The sequence below is a fragment of the Streptomyces sp. NPDC052101 genome, from assembly GCF_040680235.1.
GTDB lineage: Bacteria > Actinomycetota > Actinomycetes > Streptomycetales > Streptomycetaceae > Streptomyces.
The window spans coordinates 230,656-246,327 of sequence record NZ_JBFAWH010000006.1 but is presented as its reverse complement, the minus strand read 5'-3'; the positions used below and the strand labels follow the sequence as shown (position 1 = coordinate 246,327).

Sequence of the window (15,672 nt, the reverse complement as noted above, 5' to 3'; positions counted from 1 at the left end):
CCGTATGGCTCTGTCGGGGCTCCGACGATGCCGGAAACGCTGTGGTCGTGGGCCTGAAAAGACGGTTGGGATCCGCGTGCCGTCCGCAGCGCTGTGGAGGTCGGTCATGAGTCTCGACGCCAATCGGAACGCCTCCCCGGCCGCCGCGTCCGACGGGCTCGTCATAAGCAAGGGCGGAATGGCCGCGCTGGTGGACGTACTGATCAGGCGCGGTTTCACCGTGATCGGGCCCACGGTGCGGGACGGTGCGATCGTGCTCGCGGAGCTGCGGTCGGCCGACGAGTTGCCGTACGGATGGGGCGTGGAGCTGGAGGCCGGACGGTACCGACTGCGGGAGCGGCCGGACGGCGCGGCCTTCGCGAACTCGGCGGGCCCCCAGTCGTGGAAGGCCTTCCTGCATCCGTCGCGGGTACGGGAGTGGAGCGCCGACCGAGTGGACGACGAGGTGGTCTTTACTGCCGACCAGGTCACGCCTCCTCGGTACGCCTTCCTGGGCGTGCGTCCCTGCGATCTGCGGGCCATCGCCATCCAGGACCGGGTACTGACCGGTGGGGCGTACCGCGACCCCGTCTACGAGGGGCGGCGCTCCGGCGCACTGCTGATCGTGGTCGAGTGCACGGAGCCCGGCGCCACCTGCTTCTGCGTTTCGATGGGCACCGGACCCGCCGCCTCTCCCGGCTACGACCTGGCGATGACCGAAGTGGTGGATGAGGGCGGGCACCGCTTCTGGGCCCGCAGCGGCAGCCCGGAGGGCGCCGAGATCCTGGCCGAACTGCCCAGCCACCCGGCCGACCCCGAAACCCAGGAGACGGCACGCGCAGGCGTCGCAGCAGCGGCGGACCGTATGGGACGGACCATGCCAGAGGCCGATCTGCGGGAGCTGATGGCCAAAACGCTCGACGCGCCCCGCTGGGACGACGTCGCCGGACGGTGCCTGACCTGCGGAAACTGCACCATGGTGTGCCCCACCTGCTTCTGCACCACCACCGAGGACATCACGGACCTCACCGGCGACCACGCGGAACGGTGGCGGCTGTGGGACTCCTGCTTCGACCTGGACTTCTCTCAGCTGCACGGCGGCCCGGTCCGCGCCTCCTCGCGCAGCCGCTACCGGCAGTGGATGACCCACAAGCTCGGCACCTGGTACGACCAGTTCGGCTCGTCCGGCTGCGTGGGCTGCGGACGCTGCATCGTGTGGTGCCCGGTCGGCATCGACATCACCGAGGAAGCCGCCGCTCTGCACGACTGGACACGGTCCGGGGAATCGGAATCGGCACCGGAGTCACCATGAGCACCGTGACGCCCCCGCTGCCGTACCGCGTCGCCGACGCCTGGGACGAGACTGCCGACACCCGCTCGATCGAACTGGTATCGGCCGGGCGGGAGCTCCCGCCCTTCTCACCGGGGCAGTTCGCGATGATCTACGCGTTCGGGGTCGGCGCGGTGCCCGTCTCGGCCAGCGCCCTGCACGGCCGCCACGGCGGTCTCGTGCACACCGTGCGCGCGGTGGGCGCGGTCTCGACCGCGCTGTACCGGCTGTGCCCGGGTGACACCGTCGGGCTCAGCGGGCCGTACGGCACCGGCTGGGACCTGGAGGCCGCAGCCGGCCACGATGTGCTGGTGATCGCGGGCGGCATCGGGCTGGCTCCGTTGCGGCCGGTCGTGCACGCGGTCCTGGACCGGCCCGCCGCGTACGGTCGGCTCGTGATCCTGGTGGGCGCCCGTACCCCCGCCGACCTGGTCTACCGGGACGAGATCGAGAGCTGGCGCGGCCCGGCCCGGGTGGAGGTGACCGTTGACCGCCTCGGCCCGGGCTGGCGCGGTGCGGTGGGCGTGGTCACCACGCTCCTCGACCACCTCGACCTGAGACCCGACCGGACCAGCGCGCTGGTGTGCGGACCCGAGGTGATGATGCGGCACACGGCACGTGACCTCGTGGCCCGGGGCTTGGTCCCGCACCGCGTCCAGGTGTCCTTGGAACGGAACATGCACTGCGCCACCGGCCATTGCGGCCACTGCCAGCTCGGCCCGCTCCTGCTGTGTCGGGACGGGCCGGTCGTCGGCTACGACCGCGTGGCACAGCTGCTCCTCGTGAGGGAGTTGTGACATGGTCACCCATCTCCGAACGGCCACCGAGTCTGGACCGGCCACCGATCCACGGCCGACGCTCGCCGTGTGGAAGTTCGCCTCCTGCGACGGCTGCCAGCTGACCCTGCTCGACTGCGAGGACGAACTCCTCGGCCTCACCGAGCGGGTACGGATCGACCACTTCCTGGAAATGACCCCGGCCGAGGGCGCCGACGGGGAGCGCGCGCGGCTGGCCGGCCGGGGGCCGTACGACCTCTCCCTGGTCGAAGGGTCGATCACCACGGCCGAGGACGCCGAGCGGATCCAGCACGTCCGTCGCATCTCCCGGTACCTGGTGACCATCGGAGCCTGTGCCACCGCGGGCGGCATCCAGGCACTGCGCAACTTCACCGACGTCGACGAGTTCCTCGACGCGGTGTACGCCCAGCCGGAGTACATCGCCACGCTGGAGACCTCGACACCGATCTCGGCCCACGTCCCGGTCGACTTCGAACTGCGCGGCTGCCCCATCGACCGCCGCCAGCTCCTCGAAGTCATCACCGCCTACCTGGCCGGACGCAGGCCCCAGATCTCCAGCCACAGCGTCTGCTTCGAGTGCAAGAGACGCGGCACCACCTGCATCACCGTGGCCCACGGCACCCCCTGTCTGGGCCCGGTCACACACGCCGGGTGCGGCGCGATCTGCCCCGCCTTCGGACGGGGGTGCTACGGCTGCTTCGGACCGATGAGCAAGCCCAACCTGCGCTCCATGGTCGCGCAATTGCGCCACGACGGGATGAGCGAGCGTGACATCCAGCGTGTCTTCCGCACCTTCAACGCCGCGTCGCCGGAATATGCCCCCGTACCCGATCTCGAGGCCGAGGGGCAGCACAGCTCCCGGGCCTGACACAGACCACACCCCGAAAGGCCCGCATGAACCATCGCGGAACTCATGTCCTGCGACTGGACGCGCTGGCCAGGGTGGAAGGCGAAGCGGCTCTCCGCCTGCGCGTCGAGGACGGTTCCGTCACCGAGACACGTCTGAGCATCTACGAACCTCCCCGCTTCTTCGAGGCCTTCCTGACCGGCCGCGGCCACACCGAACCCCCCGACATCACCGCTCGCATCTGCGGCATCTGCCCGGTCGCCTACCAGATGAGCGCCTGCCAGGCGATCGAGGACGCCTGCGGTGTCACGGTGGACGGTCCTCTCGCGGAGCTGCGCCGCCTGCTGTACTGCGGCGAGTGGATCGAGAGCCACACCCTGCACATCTATCTGCTGCACGCTCCGGACTTTCTCGGCCACGCGGATGTAGTGGGCCTGGCCCGCGAGCAACGACCCGCCGTGGAACGCGGCCTGAGACTCAAGCAGACCGGCAACGCGATCCTCGAACAGCTCGGCGGCCGCCCCATCCACCCGGTCAATGTCCGGGTCGGCGGTTTCTACCGGACGCCCGCCCCGGAAGAGCTCCGCCCGCTGGCGGAACGGCTGCGGCAGGCCCGGGAGGACGCGCTGGAGACCGTCCGCTGGGTGGCGGCATTCGACTTTCCCGACGCCGAGTGCGACCACGACCTGTTCGCGCTGCGTGACCCCGGCCGCTACGCCGTCGATTCCGGAACACCGGCGGTCATGGTCGGCCATGACCAGGGCCCGGCGCTGCGCGAGTTCCAGCTGGCCGCCTTCGAACAGCACGTCCAGGAAGGGCAGGTGCCGCACTCCACCGCCCTGACGGCCACGCTCGACGGCCGCCGCTACCTGACTGGCCCGCTCGCCCGCTATTCGATCAACGGCCGGTGGCTGCACCCCGTGGCCGCCGAGGCAGCGAGGGACGCCGGGCTGGGGGACCCGCTGACCGGCGCCGTCTGTGACAACCCCTTCCGGAGCATCGTCGTACGCGCCGTGGAAGTGGTGCAGGCCGTCGAGGAGGCCCTGCGGATCATCGACGGCTACGAACCACCTCCCCGGCCGGCCGTCGAGGTTCCGCCGCGCCAGGGCGTCGGCCAGGGGGCCACCGAGGCGCCTCGGGGGCTGCTGTACCACCGCTACGCCCTCACGGAGGACGGCACGCTCACCGAAGCCCGTATCGTCCCGCCCACGGCCCAGAACCAGACGGCCATCGAAGAGGATGTGCGCAGGGCGGTCCAGGCCCGCCTGGACAGGGACGGACCGGCCGCGGACGACGACGAACTCACCCTCCTGTGCGAACGAGCCATTCGCAACCATGATCCCTGTATCTCCTGCGCCGCCCACTTCCTCGATCTGACCGTGGAACGCACATGAGCTGCCGGGTCGTGGTGATCGGCGTGGGCAATCCCCTGCGCGGTGACGACGGGGTCGGCCCGGCGGCGGTGGAGGCGTTGCGGGGCCGGGTTCCCGACGACACCGTGTTGGTGGTCAGCGACGGTGAACCCGCGCGCATGCTCGACCTGTGGCGCGGTGCGGACACCGTGGTCGTGGTGGAAGCCCTCCGCACGCCGCAGGCCCGGGCAGGCGAGCTGCACACCATGACCCCGGCGGAAGCGGCCGGCCACGCACGGGGTACGGCAAGCACCCATGCCTTCAGTCTGGGGGAGTGCCTGGCCCTGGCGGAGGCCCTCGACCAGCTACCGCCAAGGCTTGTGGTGCACGCTGTGGAGATCGCCGACGTCGCACTCGGCGCCGGTCTGAGCGACGCGGTGCGTACGGCGCTCCCCGAATTGATCGACCGGGCCGCCGCCTCCGTACGACAGGCGAACGAACGACACCACGAGCCGTCGTAGGGGGCCGAAGGTCCTGCGACGCGGGCCGAAGCGCCCTCGCGACTCCGGTCACAGCGGTGCGACGGTGAAGTTCACCCCCCATGTGCCTGCACGATGTGACGGCTCCACGAAAGGCGGTGGGGAGCATGACACTCCCTCTGGTGGTGGGCGTCGACGGATCGGACTCATGTCTCCTGGCGGTCGACTGGGCCGTGGACGAAGCCGTACGCCACGGTCTTGCGCTCAGGCTGGTCTACGCCTCCCTCTGGGAGCGCTACGAGGGCGGCCTGCCCTCAGTAGGCCACGAGCGTCCCTCCGAGCAGGTGCTGGCGGAGCACATCGTGGCCTCTGCGGCCGACCGTGCCGCGCGGCGCAACACCGATGTGCAGGTCACCACCGACATCATCCCGGAGGACGCGGCGGACGCCCTCGTACACGAGGGCAACCATGCCTTCGCCATGGTGACGGGGTCCCGCGGCCGCGGTCCGCTGAAGAGCATGCTGCTCGGATCGGTCGGTCTCGCCGTGGCGGCCCAGGCACACTGCCCGGTGGTCGTGGTCCGGGGTGATCGGGCGGGCCTGGCGGGTATGCACGAGCGGATCCTGCTCGGCTTGGGCGAAGCCGACACGAGTGCCGAGGCTGTACGGTTCGCCTTCCGGGAGGCCGAGCTGCGTGGTTGCGTCCTGGACGTGGTGCGTGCCTGGCGCAGGCCCGCCTACGACGGGAGCGGTGACCGGTTGTCGGCCGCAGGACCGGCAGAAGAGTACGAAGGGCGAGCCTCCGCCCTCCTCGACGCTCAGCTCGAAGCCATGAGCGCCGCTTACCCGCACGTTCGGACACGCCCGACGACGGTTGAGGGCCCCGCGGGGAAGGTCCTCGTGGACCGGTCGGCGGCCGCGGATCTCGTGATCATCGGAGCACGGCGCAGAACGGGCCACTTCGGGCTCCAGCTCGGCCGGGCCAGCCACACACTGCTGCACCACGCCCAGTCTCCGGTCGCGGTCGTACCGCAGAGGCACTGACGTCACGACTGAGGCACGGGGCCGCGGGTCTCGCGCTCAGCCGAACAGACTCCGCACCCGGATCGTCTCGACGCGCCGCCACGTGCCGTCGGGCAGCAGCACCCGATCGCCACCCGCACTGCGGGCCTGCGAGCGCATGGAGCCGGCCGTCGACCGCATGGCCCCGCGCCGCGTCTTCCCGGCCCACGGCAACGCGGCACTACAGTTGGCGCGCTCGACACGCGAGTCGACTCGGGTGCGCTTGCTCATCGTCCCTCCGTACACAGCATTACTCCTGCTTACTCCTGGGGCACCCGGTCGGGTGGGGCCGAACGGCACTCACGAGGACCGTGGGGCCCATACCGGGCGGGTCTGTGGCGAGCGACGAGGGCACACGGAACCGACGAGTCCAGAGCGGAGGGCCGTGTCATGCGGACACCCGATTCCTTCAGTCACCGGCCCGCCTCCGGCCCGCCCGGCAAGCGGGCGCCGCACGGACCCGACCGAACACCGAGCCCCCTGGAACGGCCGGCGGACCGGGCGGAGCGCAGATTTCGCGTCGTTCTGGCGGCCGTCGCCCTCGTGGTGCTGCCGCTGACGGCGTGGGCTGCCGGGCAGGGGGTGTACAGCCACTACACACATGCACGGCAGACGAAGCTGGCGCGACTGCATCCCGTCACCGCGCGACTGGTGACCGACGCGCGGTCGGCCGGCGACCGCCCCGGTGCGCAGTCCGGTTTGCACGCGCTGGTGCGCTGGAGCGACCGGGAAGGTGGCCATACGGGCGTCGCGCCGGTGCGGGCCTGGCTCCACCGCGGGGCTGCCACGACCGTGTGGCTGGATGCCCAGGGTGCCATCGCCACGCCGCCCGAGGGCCGGGACTTCGCGGCGACGGCCGGTGTGGCGGTGGCCTTCGCGACCGCGTTCGGCGGCGTTGCCTCCGCCTACGGCCTGTGGTGGGCCGTCGGCAGGAGCATGGACCGCCGCCGTCTTTCCCAGTGGGGCCGCGAGTGGGAACGCGTCGAGCCCGGCTGGGTGACGCGCTATAGCCGCTGACGGCAGTGCGGGGTCCCCGTCACTGGAAGGCCGCGTGGATCTCCTGCTCGGTGGCCTCGTGCGAGACGAGCAGGAGTTCGTCGCCGGGCAGCAGCCGTACCTCGGGACCCGGGACGGTGGGTCGGCCGTCGCGTACGACGGTGGCGACCACGGTGCCGGCGGGCAGGGCGATCTCGCCCAGGGTGTGCCCCGCGGCCCGGGACTGCGCGGTGATCGCGGTCTCGATGACCTCGACGCCCGCCTTGCTCAGCCGCAGCAGTGCCACCGTGTCCGTGGCGCCGGTGGCCTCCTCGATGAGGGAGATGAGCGGGGTCGCGGCTGGGACCGCCACGTCCACGCCCCACCGCTCGTCGAAGAGCCAGGCGTTCTCCGCCTCGTTGACGCGGGCGGCTACCCGTCCCACCCCGAACTGTCCTTTCGTGAGCAGGCTGATGACGAGGTTGTCCTCGTCGCGGCCGGTGGCGGCGATGACGAGATCGGAGGTGAGGGCTCCCGCGCGCTCCAGCACATCCGGCTCGCAGGCGTCCCCGGCCAGGAGGCGCACCTGCGGCAAACTCCTGAGCTCGGCCACCCGGTCGTCGTCGGACTCGACGAGGGTGACGTCGTTGCGCGCGGCGGACAGCACCTGGGCGATCTGGGTGCCGAGTCGGCCTGCGCCGGCGATGAGGACCTTCACGTTCCCAGCTCCTTGTCGAGGACGCCGCGCAGCCGGCCCAGTGCGGTCGCGGCGACGGCGAAGGTGACCAGGTCCCCGGGCTCGGCGAGGACACCGTGGGCGGGCAGCAGTGAGCGGCCGCCCCGGGTGATCTCCACGACTCGGATCTCGCCGTCGACGTCGAAGTCGGTCACCTGCCGTCCGGTGAGATAGGACGGCAGCTGCGAGCGTACGAGGGTCGTCTCGCCGTTGCCGAAGGAGAGTTCGGGGGTGAGGTGGCGGTGCAGCAGCATCTGGTGGATGCGGCCGACGGCCCAGCGGACACTGGAGATCGTGGGGATGCCCAGGTCCCGGTAGATGTCGGCGCGGCGCGGATCGTGGATACGGGCGAGGACGACCGGGACCCGGTACGTCTCCTTGGCGGTCCGTGCGCTGACGATGTTGCTGTTGTCCCCGGAGGTGACCGCGACGAAGGCGTCCGCATGGGCGATTCCGGCCGCTTCCAGCACGGAGCGGCTGAAGCCGTTGCCCACGTGGAAGGCGCCGGGAAAACCCGGAGACAGCAGTCGGCGCGCCTTCGGCTGCCGGTCGATCAGCCGTACGTCGTGGCCCTCGGTGACCAGCTGCGTGGCGAGGGCGGAACCGACCCGGCCGCAGCCCGCGATGATCACTCTCATGGTGTGCCTCCCTTCGGGGACGTCCTCCGGCGCCGCAGTGTCCATTTCCGTGTTTCCTCCGCGGCCAGCAGGAGCGCCCCGAACGCGGCCAGGACCGCCCAGTCGGTGGCGGTCAGCGGCGCGGTGTGGAAGACCGCCTGGAGCGGCGGCGCGTAACTGATGGCGGCCATCAGCGCGATACCTACGCAGCCGGCGCCGATCAGCCAGGGATTGCTCAGCAGCCCGGCTCGGAAGACGCTCTGCCGGTCGGTGCGCACCGCGAGCGCGTTGAAGAACTGGCTGACGACGATGCCGGCCTGGACCATGGTGATCGCCTCCCGGTAGACGGGAGTGCTCCTGGTGAACTTCGCGTAGGGGATGCCGGAGGCGTGGATGTGCCAGAAGAAGACGGCGCACACGCCGAGAGCCTGGATGCCGCCGAGGAAGAGAATCCGGCCCATGACGGCCGTCGAGAAGAGCCGCTCCTCGCGGGGCCTCGGCGGGCTGTTCATGACGTCGGGCTCCATCGGCTCCGCACCGAGCGCCAGGGCGGGCAGCACGTCCGAGCCGAGGTCGATCGCGAGGACCTGCACGGCCGTGATCGGCACCAGCGGGAACCCGGCGAAGGTCGCCGCCAGGATCGGCACGAGTTCGGCGATGTTGTGGCTGAAGAGGTAGATAAGGAACTTCCGGATGTTCCGGTAGACCGAACGGCCCAGCCCCACCGCGGTGGTGATGGAGGCGAAGGAGTCGTCGAGCAGCACCATCACGGCGGCCTCGCGGGCGACGTCGGTGCCGGAGGCGCCCATGGCGACGCCGATGTCCGCGTGCTTCAGGGCGGGGGCGTCATTGGCTCCGTCGCCCGTGACCGCGACGACCTCACCGCGCCGCTGCAGCGCCGTGACCACCCGCATCTTGTGCTCGGGGCTGACCCGGCACAGCAGCAGTTCGGCGGAGCCCGCCAGCAGGGAGTCCAGGCCGCCGTCGTCCAGCGCGTCCAGCTGGGTTCCTGTCGCCACGGTCGGGTCCGGCTCGCGCACGATGCCGACGCGGCGGGCGACGGCCTCCGCGGTCAGGGGATGGTCACCGGTGACCATGACGATGCGGATACCGGCCCGCCGGCAGGCGTCCACCGCGTCTCGCACCTCCGGCCGGGGCGGGTCGTACATCCCGACGAGCCCCAGCAGGGCCAGCTCCGACTCGACGTCCCCGAGCGGCGGCCGGGCACCGGCGACCCGCCGCCGGGCGACCGCCAGGACGCGCAGACCCTGCCCGGCCATCCCGTCCGCGGCCGAGGCCACTTGGGTGCGGTCGGCCTCCGTCAGCGGCGTTCCCGTGCCGCCCCGGTCGATGGCATTGCAGCGGGCCAGTAGTTCGAGCGGTGCGCCTTTGATGTACGCGAAGAACGTGCCGTCGTCGTCGCGATGCACCGTGCTCATCAGCTTGCGTGCGGAGTCGAAGGGATACTCCGCCACCCGCGGTGTACGGGCCTCCTCCTGCGTCGGATCCAAGCCGGCTTTCAGGGCGGCCACCAGCAGTGCCCCCTCGGTGGTGTCCCCGAGCACCCGCCAGGTGTCCCGCCCGGTCGGAGGCACCAGCCGGGCGTTGCTGCACAGGGCTGCCGCCCGCAGCAACTCCCGTACGGACGCGTCGTCGTCGATCTCACCGACCGGCGTGTACCCCACTCCCGCCACGGTGTGCGACACACCGTCCGCCCACAGTTGTACGACGGTCATCTCGGCCTGTGTGAGGGTGCCCGTCTTGTCGGTGCAGACCACACTGGTCGAGCCGAGAGCCTCCACCGCGAGCAGCTGTTTGACGAGCGCGTGCCGGCGGGCCATGCGGCGCACTCCGATCGCCAGGGACACCGACAGCGTGGCGGGCAGCCCCTCCGGCACGAGTGCGACCATCACGCCGAGCGAGAAGACGAACGTGTCGACGAACGGCTGCCCGGTGGGCACCCGAATAGCGAACAGGGCGGTGCCTGTGGCGAGCGCGACGCCCGCGACCCGGCGGGCCATGGCGGCGACCTGGCGTTGCAGCGGGGTCTGCTGTCGCGGGGCGGCGGCGGTGAGCCGGAAGATCCGCCCGAACTCGGTTGCCGTGCCCGTGGCGAACACGACGGCCTTCCCGGTGCCTGCGACCAGATCGGTGCCCATGAACACGCAGTTGCGCGCCTCCAGCACCGGCCCCGGTGGCACGGGGCCCGCGACGCGCGTGACGGGATCACTCTCGCCGGTGAGCGCGGCGTTGTTGACGGCGGCTTCCTGGGCCTCGACCAGCCGGCAGTCGGCCGGCACCGCGTCCCCGGCTTCCAGAACCACCAGATCGCCCGGTACCAGATCCCCGGCGGGCAGCTCCCGGCGCTCCCCGCCACGCAGCACCCGGCAGGTGTGCGGCACCATCGCCTGGAGGGACTGCGCCGTGCGCTCGGCGGAGTACTCCTGGGCGAAACCGATGCCGGCGTTCAGGAGCACCACCCCGAGGATCGCCAGGGCCAGCTGGAGGGTGGCGGGATCCCGTGGTCGCCCCAGACCGTACGCGAGGAAGGTGATCGCCGAGGCGACGAGCAGCACGACCGCGAAGAGGTCGGTGAACTGCGCGACCAGCCGCCGCCACACCTGGCCGCGGCCCGCACCGGGCAGCACGTTCGGGCCGTAGCGGGCCTGCCGCGCGGCTGTCTCCAGCGGTGTGAGCCCGCGCGCGGAGCTGCCCAGGGCGGTGAAGACGTCGGGCACCGGCAGGCAGGAGAAGGACGACGCGGGGACGCCGCCCGGCCGGTCGGCGGGCGGCTCCGGGGCCGGGGCCGGGACGCAGGTCGGCGGGCCGCCCTCGCGCAGAGCCGCCGTGCCCAGCCGTGCCGGTTCGGGGCTCATACGGGACACCCCGTCTTCGTTGACGGCCCCGGGGGCTCCTGCAGGACGCTCCAGGTGACCGGACCCAGCAGGTCCGCCAGCCGCCGGAAGACGTCGAGGAGCAGGTCGTCGATCGTGAGCACGCCCACCACCCGCTCCGCGTCGAGGACCGGCAGCCGGCGGACGCCGGTGCGGCGGAACGTCTGGTAGGCCACCTGGAGGTCGTCGTCGGCCTGGACCGTGACCGCTCTCGCCGACATGACCGCGTCCACCCGTGCCGTCGGGTCCAGGCCGCCGCCGATGCCGCGCAGGGCGAGGTCGCGGTCGGTGACGATGCCGCGCAGTGCTCCGTCCGCGACGACGAGGACGGACCCGACGGCGTACTCGGTCATCCGTCGGGTCACCTCGGCCAGGGAGACGTCCGGTGCGACGCACACCGGCGGAGCGGTCATGACCTCGGAGACCTTCATGCGGCTCCTCCTCGCTGTCGGATTCCGGCCGCGCCCGAGCCCGTGTCAGAGGACGTCGAGCAGGTCGGCGACCGGTCGCCGTGGGCTCGCGGGGCCCTCGGGGCCGTAGCCGAGCCGGATCACCATCTGGACGTGTGCCATGGCCGAGACGGGATCGCGGACGGCCCACCGGAACTCCGGCCACTCCAGGGGCTGCGACGTGAGCGAGGTGACCAGTCCGTCCGTGGTGGCCTGGAGCAGGACCCGCTCCAGTGCCTGACCCGCACGCAGCCAGTCCGCGGGCTGGTCGTAGGCGGTGCCCAACAGGGCGATGTTCGGGTGCTTCTCGAAGGGGGCCCAGCCGCGCCCGGGCACCGGGCGGCCGGCCGCGAAGTCGCGCACGGGGGCCGAGGTACCGCTCTGGCGAGGACCGAAGGCCTCGGCGGCGATGCCGTCAGTTGCCCCGGCGGTGCCAGACGGCTCGGTACGCGTCCACCGCGCCGTTTCCTCGCGTATGCCCGGGTCGACCGCTTCCCTGCCTTCAGCGTCCTGTACCAGGTCCAGGACCGACCGCACATGCCAGGCGCCCGGAAACAGCAGCTGTGCTCCCTCGGCGCGGGCCGCCTCGTGCAGTCGCTCGTTCACGAGGGCGGGGATCTCCTCGTCGCGGTAGGGCACGCGGCTGGAGTGACGGCGGCGGATCGCGGGGCGCAGCCCGGTGAGCGCCGCGTCGGGTGCTCCGGTGCCGCACAGGTGCACCTCGGCGAGGAACTCCGGACAGGCCGGGTCGGGCAGCAGCCGGACGATGGGTGCCAGCCCCGCCGCCGCGGCGGCCACGCGCAGGTTGAGCAGCGCGGCGCCGCAGCCGATGTGCAGGCCCCGGTTGTCCGGGTCGGTCCGCGGCAGGGCGCGCTCCAGGTCGGCGTACAGGCGCAGGACGCCGAGGTCCCGCAGGTAACGGAAGGACCAGGGCTGCGCGTTGTGCAGCGAGGGTGCCGCGCCGGCGTCCGCCACGAGCGCGGTGACGGTGTCCACAGCAAGCGGTTCTACGGTCACGGTGGCCCTCCTTCGTGCCGGCCGCCGCGGCTCACCCGCGGGACGGGACGGCGATGACAGGGCAGCGGGCGTGGTGCAGGACACCCTGGCTGACCGATCCCAGCAGCATGCCGGTGAAACCTCCGCGCCCCCGGGTCCCGACGACCAGGCCCAGCGCATGGGCCGAGGCCTCGGTGAGGACTTGGACGGGATGCCCGACGACCAGTTCATGGCGCAGGTCCACCTCGGGGAAGCGGTCGCGACGGCCCGCCACGATCTCCGAGAGCAGCCGCCGGCCCTCCTGCTGCGGCCCGTGCTCGTCGAAGATCCTCAGCGGGCCGGGCTCCCAGACGAACAGGGCCCGCAGCTGGGCGCCGTGCAGGGCCGCCTCCTCGAATGCCACGTCGACCGCGGCGGCGGAGTGTTCGCTGCCGTCGACGCCGACCACGAAGTGCGCGGGGTCCTGAGTGATGTGTTCCGGCTCGGGGACGATCACCAGGGGGCAGTGCGTGTGGGCCATGACCGGCAGGGCGACGGACGCGGAGCCGAACACCTCCCGTGTCCGGCTCAGATGCCGCGATCCCACCACGACGGCGGTGGCGTCGCGGCTCTGCTCGCGCAGCACCCACACCGGGTCGCCTTCCGCGAGCAGGGTGTCCACCTGAAGCTGCGGGTGCCGGGCTGTGACGAAGGCCGCGGCCTCCTCCAGTACCTGTTTTCCGGCCTTGTGCAGCGCCTCGTTCCACTCCTCCCAGGACGGCGGCACCTCGCGCCTCCGATAGCCCCTGGTCGGAACACCCTCGGCGTGGACCGCACGCAACGGAAGCCGACGGCGGGCGGCATCGTCGGCGGCCCAGGCCAGTGCCGTTCGCCGGGCGGGATCGGGATCGACGCCCACCACGATCGGTCGGCGCTCACCGGGCCCGGACATGGCCGCCTCCAACGCTCAACTCGCGGGAAGCACAGGCCTGTTCGGGGCCGACAGCGGGTGCGGCCCGGTCATTCTCCTGCAACGGTGCGGGAGCGGACATCGCCCTCGCCTCCTCCCTGCGGTGGCGCGGACGAGCGCCGCCGTCGATTCCATGGAAGGCTTCGCTGCGACCGGCCCGACAGGGGCCATTGGTCCCCATGGCGGCCCTGTCGGCCCTGGCGCGGCATCGGGACCGTCACGACGGGCGGGCCGAGAGCGCGGACGGGGGGAGAACGGCGGCGGGTCGGCGCAGCCGGGCTTCGATGCCGGAGCGCACCCTCGCGGTCAGCTGCTCCAGCGCCGGGGATCGGACCGGCGGGACCGGCTCGGGGTCCTCGATCCGACGTGCCGAATCGGGCAGCGCGGCGATGTCCTCTCGGAATCGCTCGCGGGCGTCCTGCCAGTGGTCCGGCGGCCCGGTCCGGCGCCCGTCCCGCATGACGGTGCGCAGCAGCGGCTGCGCGGAGTCCGGCGGGTCCTCCTGCGCCAGAGCGATGACGTCGGGAAGTCCGGCGCGGCGGAAGACCTGCTTGCGGCCGGGGGCCGTGATTTTCGCCGAGGACAGTTTCGTGACGGGACGGCCGGCGTACTCGACGAGCTTGTACGCGGCGTCCAGGTACGGGGCGTCCGCGGCCACGCCCACCTTCGTGCCCACCGCGTACACGTCGATCGGGGCACTGGCGCGTACCAGCCGGTCCACGCCGTACTCGTCGAGCCCGCCGCTGGCCACGATCCGTACGTCGGCGAGCCCTGCGCTGTCCAGCAGGGCGCGCGCCCGCCGCGCGAGCGCGTCGAGGTCGCCGCTGTCCAGACGGATCGCACAGCCGGGGCCGAGCCCGAGATCGGTCAGCACCCGGGCGGCGATGCGCACGCCTTCCTGGGTGTCATAGGTGTCGACGAGGAAGGTGACCGGTCCGGGATGGCTCAGCGCGAAGGCGCGAAAGGCCGCCTCCTCGCTCGGAAAGGCCTCGATGTAGGAATGGGCCATGGTGCCCGAGGCCGGGATCCCCAGGGAGACGGCGGCGGCGACATTGCTCGTGCCCGCAAATCCCACCAGCGTGCCCAGCCGGGCGGCCTGCAGCCCCGCCCACGGACCGTGCGCACGCCGCAGCGAGAAGTCCACCACCGGCCGCCCGGCCGCGGCCAGCACGCACCGTGCCGCCTTGGACGCCACCACCGTCTGATGGCAGAACTGGTTCAGCAGATATGTCTCGATGAGCTGGGCCTGCGGCAGTGGCGCGGTCACCTCCAGCAGAGGCTCCCCGGCGAACATCACACGGCCTTCCGGAACCGCCCGCACCTCGCCCTCGAAGGCGAGGCCGAGGAGCGGCATCAGGTCGCGCACTGGGCGATGCAGGGCGGCCGCGAACTCCTCGACGTCGTCGCGGTCGACGCGGTAGCGGGCGAGGAAGTCCAGGGCGGGCTCCAAGCCTGCGGTGACCAGGAAGCCGCGGCCGGGCGGGAGGTCGCGCACGAAGAGGCTGAAGGTGGCCGGTGAGTGCATGTCCTCGCGGAGGTAGGACAGGGCCATGGTCACTTCGTAGAGATCGGTGGTGGTGACGTCGGACATGGTGATCGCCGCCGAGTGTGGTGCCTTCCTCGTCACCAGTCTGATCGCGAAAACATAGGGCAAAAAGGGACTTCGAGGACCGGGTGATGGGCCGTTCGGCCTCAGCGGCGGGTGAGCGGGCGCGCTGCACTGGAGGTGTCGGCAGACGACGACAACCGAGGAGGTACGGCGATGGCCACACTGATACGCAGGCAGAGGTTCCCGTTCCCGGAGATCCCGGACTGGTTCGAGACGTTTCCCAGCAGGCTGACCATGCCTGCGGTCCGTATCGAGGACTACATGCAGGACGACCGCTACGTCATGCGTGCCGAGCTTCCGGGCATGTCCGCCGAGGACATCGACGTCGTGATCGGCGACGGGGTGCTGACGGTGCAGGCCGAACGCACCGAGCGGGAGGTGGCCAAGAGCCACAGCGAGATCCGGTACGGCGAGATGAGCCGCAGCGTGACGCTGCCGCCCGGCGCCGACGAGGACGACGTCAAGGCCGACTACACCGACGGCATGCTGACCGTCAGCGTGGGTCTGGGCGCCCAGAAGGCGGAGGCCAAGCACGTGGAGGTCCACCACGGCAGCTGACGAGGACGCTTCTGACCGGCGGGCCCCAAGTGGGCCCGCCGTCG

At 71.7% G+C, this 15,672-nt stretch carries 16 protein-coding genes; 8 read left to right on the top strand and 8 right to left on the bottom strand.

Features of this window, described 5'->3' with window-relative positions:
• Window positions 1-106 precede the first annotated feature (106 nt).
• The 6 genes from AB0L75_RS14490 to AB0L75_RS14465 all read left to right on the top strand — a co-directional run bounded on the left by AB0L75_RS14490 (window position 107) and on the right by AB0L75_RS14465 (window position 5,827).
• Window positions 107-1,291 carry a 4Fe-4S dicluster domain-containing protein gene (locus tag AB0L75_RS14490; RefSeq protein ID WP_365180431.1) on the top strand — a complete coding sequence of 395 codons (1,185 nt, stop codon included), beginning with the start codon at window positions 107-109 and terminating at the stop codon, window positions 1,289-1,291.
• On the top strand, window positions 1,288-2,106 hold the full coding sequence (locus AB0L75_RS14485; RefSeq protein ID WP_365180429.1) for an FAD/NAD(P)-binding protein: 819 nt from the start codon (window positions 1,288-1,290) through the stop codon (window positions 2,104-2,106). Before AB0L75_RS14490 ends, AB0L75_RS14485 begins: the two co-directional genes overlap by 4 nt.
• 1 nt (window position 2,107) lies before the next feature.
• A complete protein-coding gene (locus AB0L75_RS14480) occupies window positions 2,108-2,974 on the top strand; it encodes an oxidoreductase (protein WP_365180426.1) in 867 nt (288 codons plus the stop codon).
• A 26-nt stretch (window positions 2,975-3,000) separates the two neighbouring features.
• Complete coding sequence (locus AB0L75_RS14475) at window positions 3,001-4,347, top strand: nickel-dependent hydrogenase large subunit (RefSeq protein WP_365180423.1); 1,347 nt, start codon at window positions 3,001-3,003, stop codon at window positions 4,345-4,347.
• On the top strand, window positions 4,344-4,826 hold the full coding sequence (locus AB0L75_RS14470; RefSeq protein ID WP_365180421.1) for a hydrogenase maturation protease: 483 nt from the start codon (window positions 4,344-4,346) through the stop codon (window positions 4,824-4,826). Before AB0L75_RS14475 ends, AB0L75_RS14470 begins: the two co-directional genes overlap by 4 nt.
• Window positions 4,827-4,951: 125 nt before the next feature.
• Window positions 4,952-5,827 carry a universal stress protein gene (locus tag AB0L75_RS14465; RefSeq protein ID WP_365180418.1) on the top strand — a complete coding sequence of 292 codons (876 nt, stop codon included), beginning with the start codon at window positions 4,952-4,954 and terminating at the stop codon, window positions 5,825-5,827.
• Window positions 5,828-5,863: 36 nt separating this feature from the next.
• Here the strand turns inward: AB0L75_RS14465 and AB0L75_RS14460 are convergent, their stop codons facing one another.
• Window positions 5,864-6,076 (bottom strand): hypothetical protein, encoded by a 213-nt coding sequence (locus AB0L75_RS14460; protein WP_365180416.1) that lies wholly within the window; start codon window positions 6,074-6,076, stop codon window positions 5,864-5,866.
• Between the two features lie 159 nt (window positions 6,077-6,235).
• Here AB0L75_RS14460 and AB0L75_RS14455 point away from each other — a divergent pair, with 159 nt between their 5' ends.
• Entirely contained in the window at window positions 6,236-6,862 is a 627-nt protein-coding gene (locus AB0L75_RS14455) for a hypothetical protein (protein WP_365180413.1), read from the top strand.
• A 19-nt stretch (window positions 6,863-6,881) separates the two neighbouring features.
• On the opposite strand, the gene AB0L75_RS14450 is transcribed toward AB0L75_RS14455, so the two are convergent.
• The 7 genes from AB0L75_RS14450 to AB0L75_RS14420 all read right to left on the bottom strand — a co-directional run bounded on the left by AB0L75_RS14450 (window position 6,882) and on the right by AB0L75_RS14420 (window position 15,052).
• Complete coding sequence (locus AB0L75_RS14450; RefSeq protein ID WP_365180410.1) at window positions 6,882-7,538, bottom strand: TrkA family potassium uptake protein; 657 nt, start codon at window positions 7,536-7,538, stop codon at window positions 6,882-6,884.
• Window positions 7,535-8,194 carry a TrkA family potassium uptake protein gene (locus tag AB0L75_RS14445; protein ID WP_365180407.1) on the bottom strand — a complete coding sequence of 220 codons (660 nt, stop codon included), beginning with the start codon at window positions 8,192-8,194 and terminating at the stop codon, window positions 7,535-7,537. Before AB0L75_RS14445 ends, AB0L75_RS14450 begins: the two co-directional genes overlap by 4 nt.
• Window positions 8,191-11,049 (bottom strand): cation-transporting P-type ATPase, encoded by a 2,859-nt coding sequence (locus AB0L75_RS14440; RefSeq protein WP_365180404.1) that lies wholly within the window; start codon window positions 11,047-11,049, stop codon window positions 8,191-8,193. Before AB0L75_RS14440 ends, AB0L75_RS14445 begins: the two co-directional genes overlap by 4 nt.
• A complete protein-coding gene (locus AB0L75_RS14435; protein ID WP_365180401.1) occupies window positions 11,046-11,498 on the bottom strand; it encodes a CBS domain-containing protein in 453 nt (150 codons plus the stop codon). The genes AB0L75_RS14440 and AB0L75_RS14435 overlap by 4 nt, the downstream gene beginning before the upstream one ends.
• Before the next feature lie 45 nt (window positions 11,499-11,543).
• Window positions 11,544-12,533 carry a nitroreductase gene (locus AB0L75_RS14430; RefSeq protein ID WP_365180398.1) on the bottom strand — a complete coding sequence of 330 codons (990 nt, stop codon included), beginning with the start codon at window positions 12,531-12,533 and terminating at the stop codon, window positions 11,544-11,546.
• A 31-nt stretch (window positions 12,534-12,564) separates the two neighbouring features.
• Window positions 12,565-13,443, bottom strand: coding sequence for a universal stress protein (locus tag AB0L75_RS14425; RefSeq protein WP_365180395.1), 879 nt, complete (start codon window positions 13,441-13,443; stop codon window positions 12,565-12,567).
• Between the two features lie 235 nt (window positions 13,444-13,678).
• A complete protein-coding gene (locus AB0L75_RS14420; protein WP_365180392.1) occupies window positions 13,679-15,052 on the bottom strand; it encodes a nicotinate phosphoribosyltransferase in 1,374 nt (457 codons plus the stop codon).
• A gap of 171 nt (window positions 15,053-15,223) precedes the next feature.
• Between AB0L75_RS14420 and AB0L75_RS14415 the strand changes: the two genes are divergently transcribed.
• Window positions 15,224-15,628: an Hsp20/alpha crystallin family protein gene (locus AB0L75_RS14415; RefSeq protein WP_365180389.1), complete on the top strand. Its 405-nt coding sequence runs from the start codon at window positions 15,224-15,226 to the stop codon at window positions 15,626-15,628.
• Window positions 15,629-15,672 lie beyond the last annotated feature (44 nt).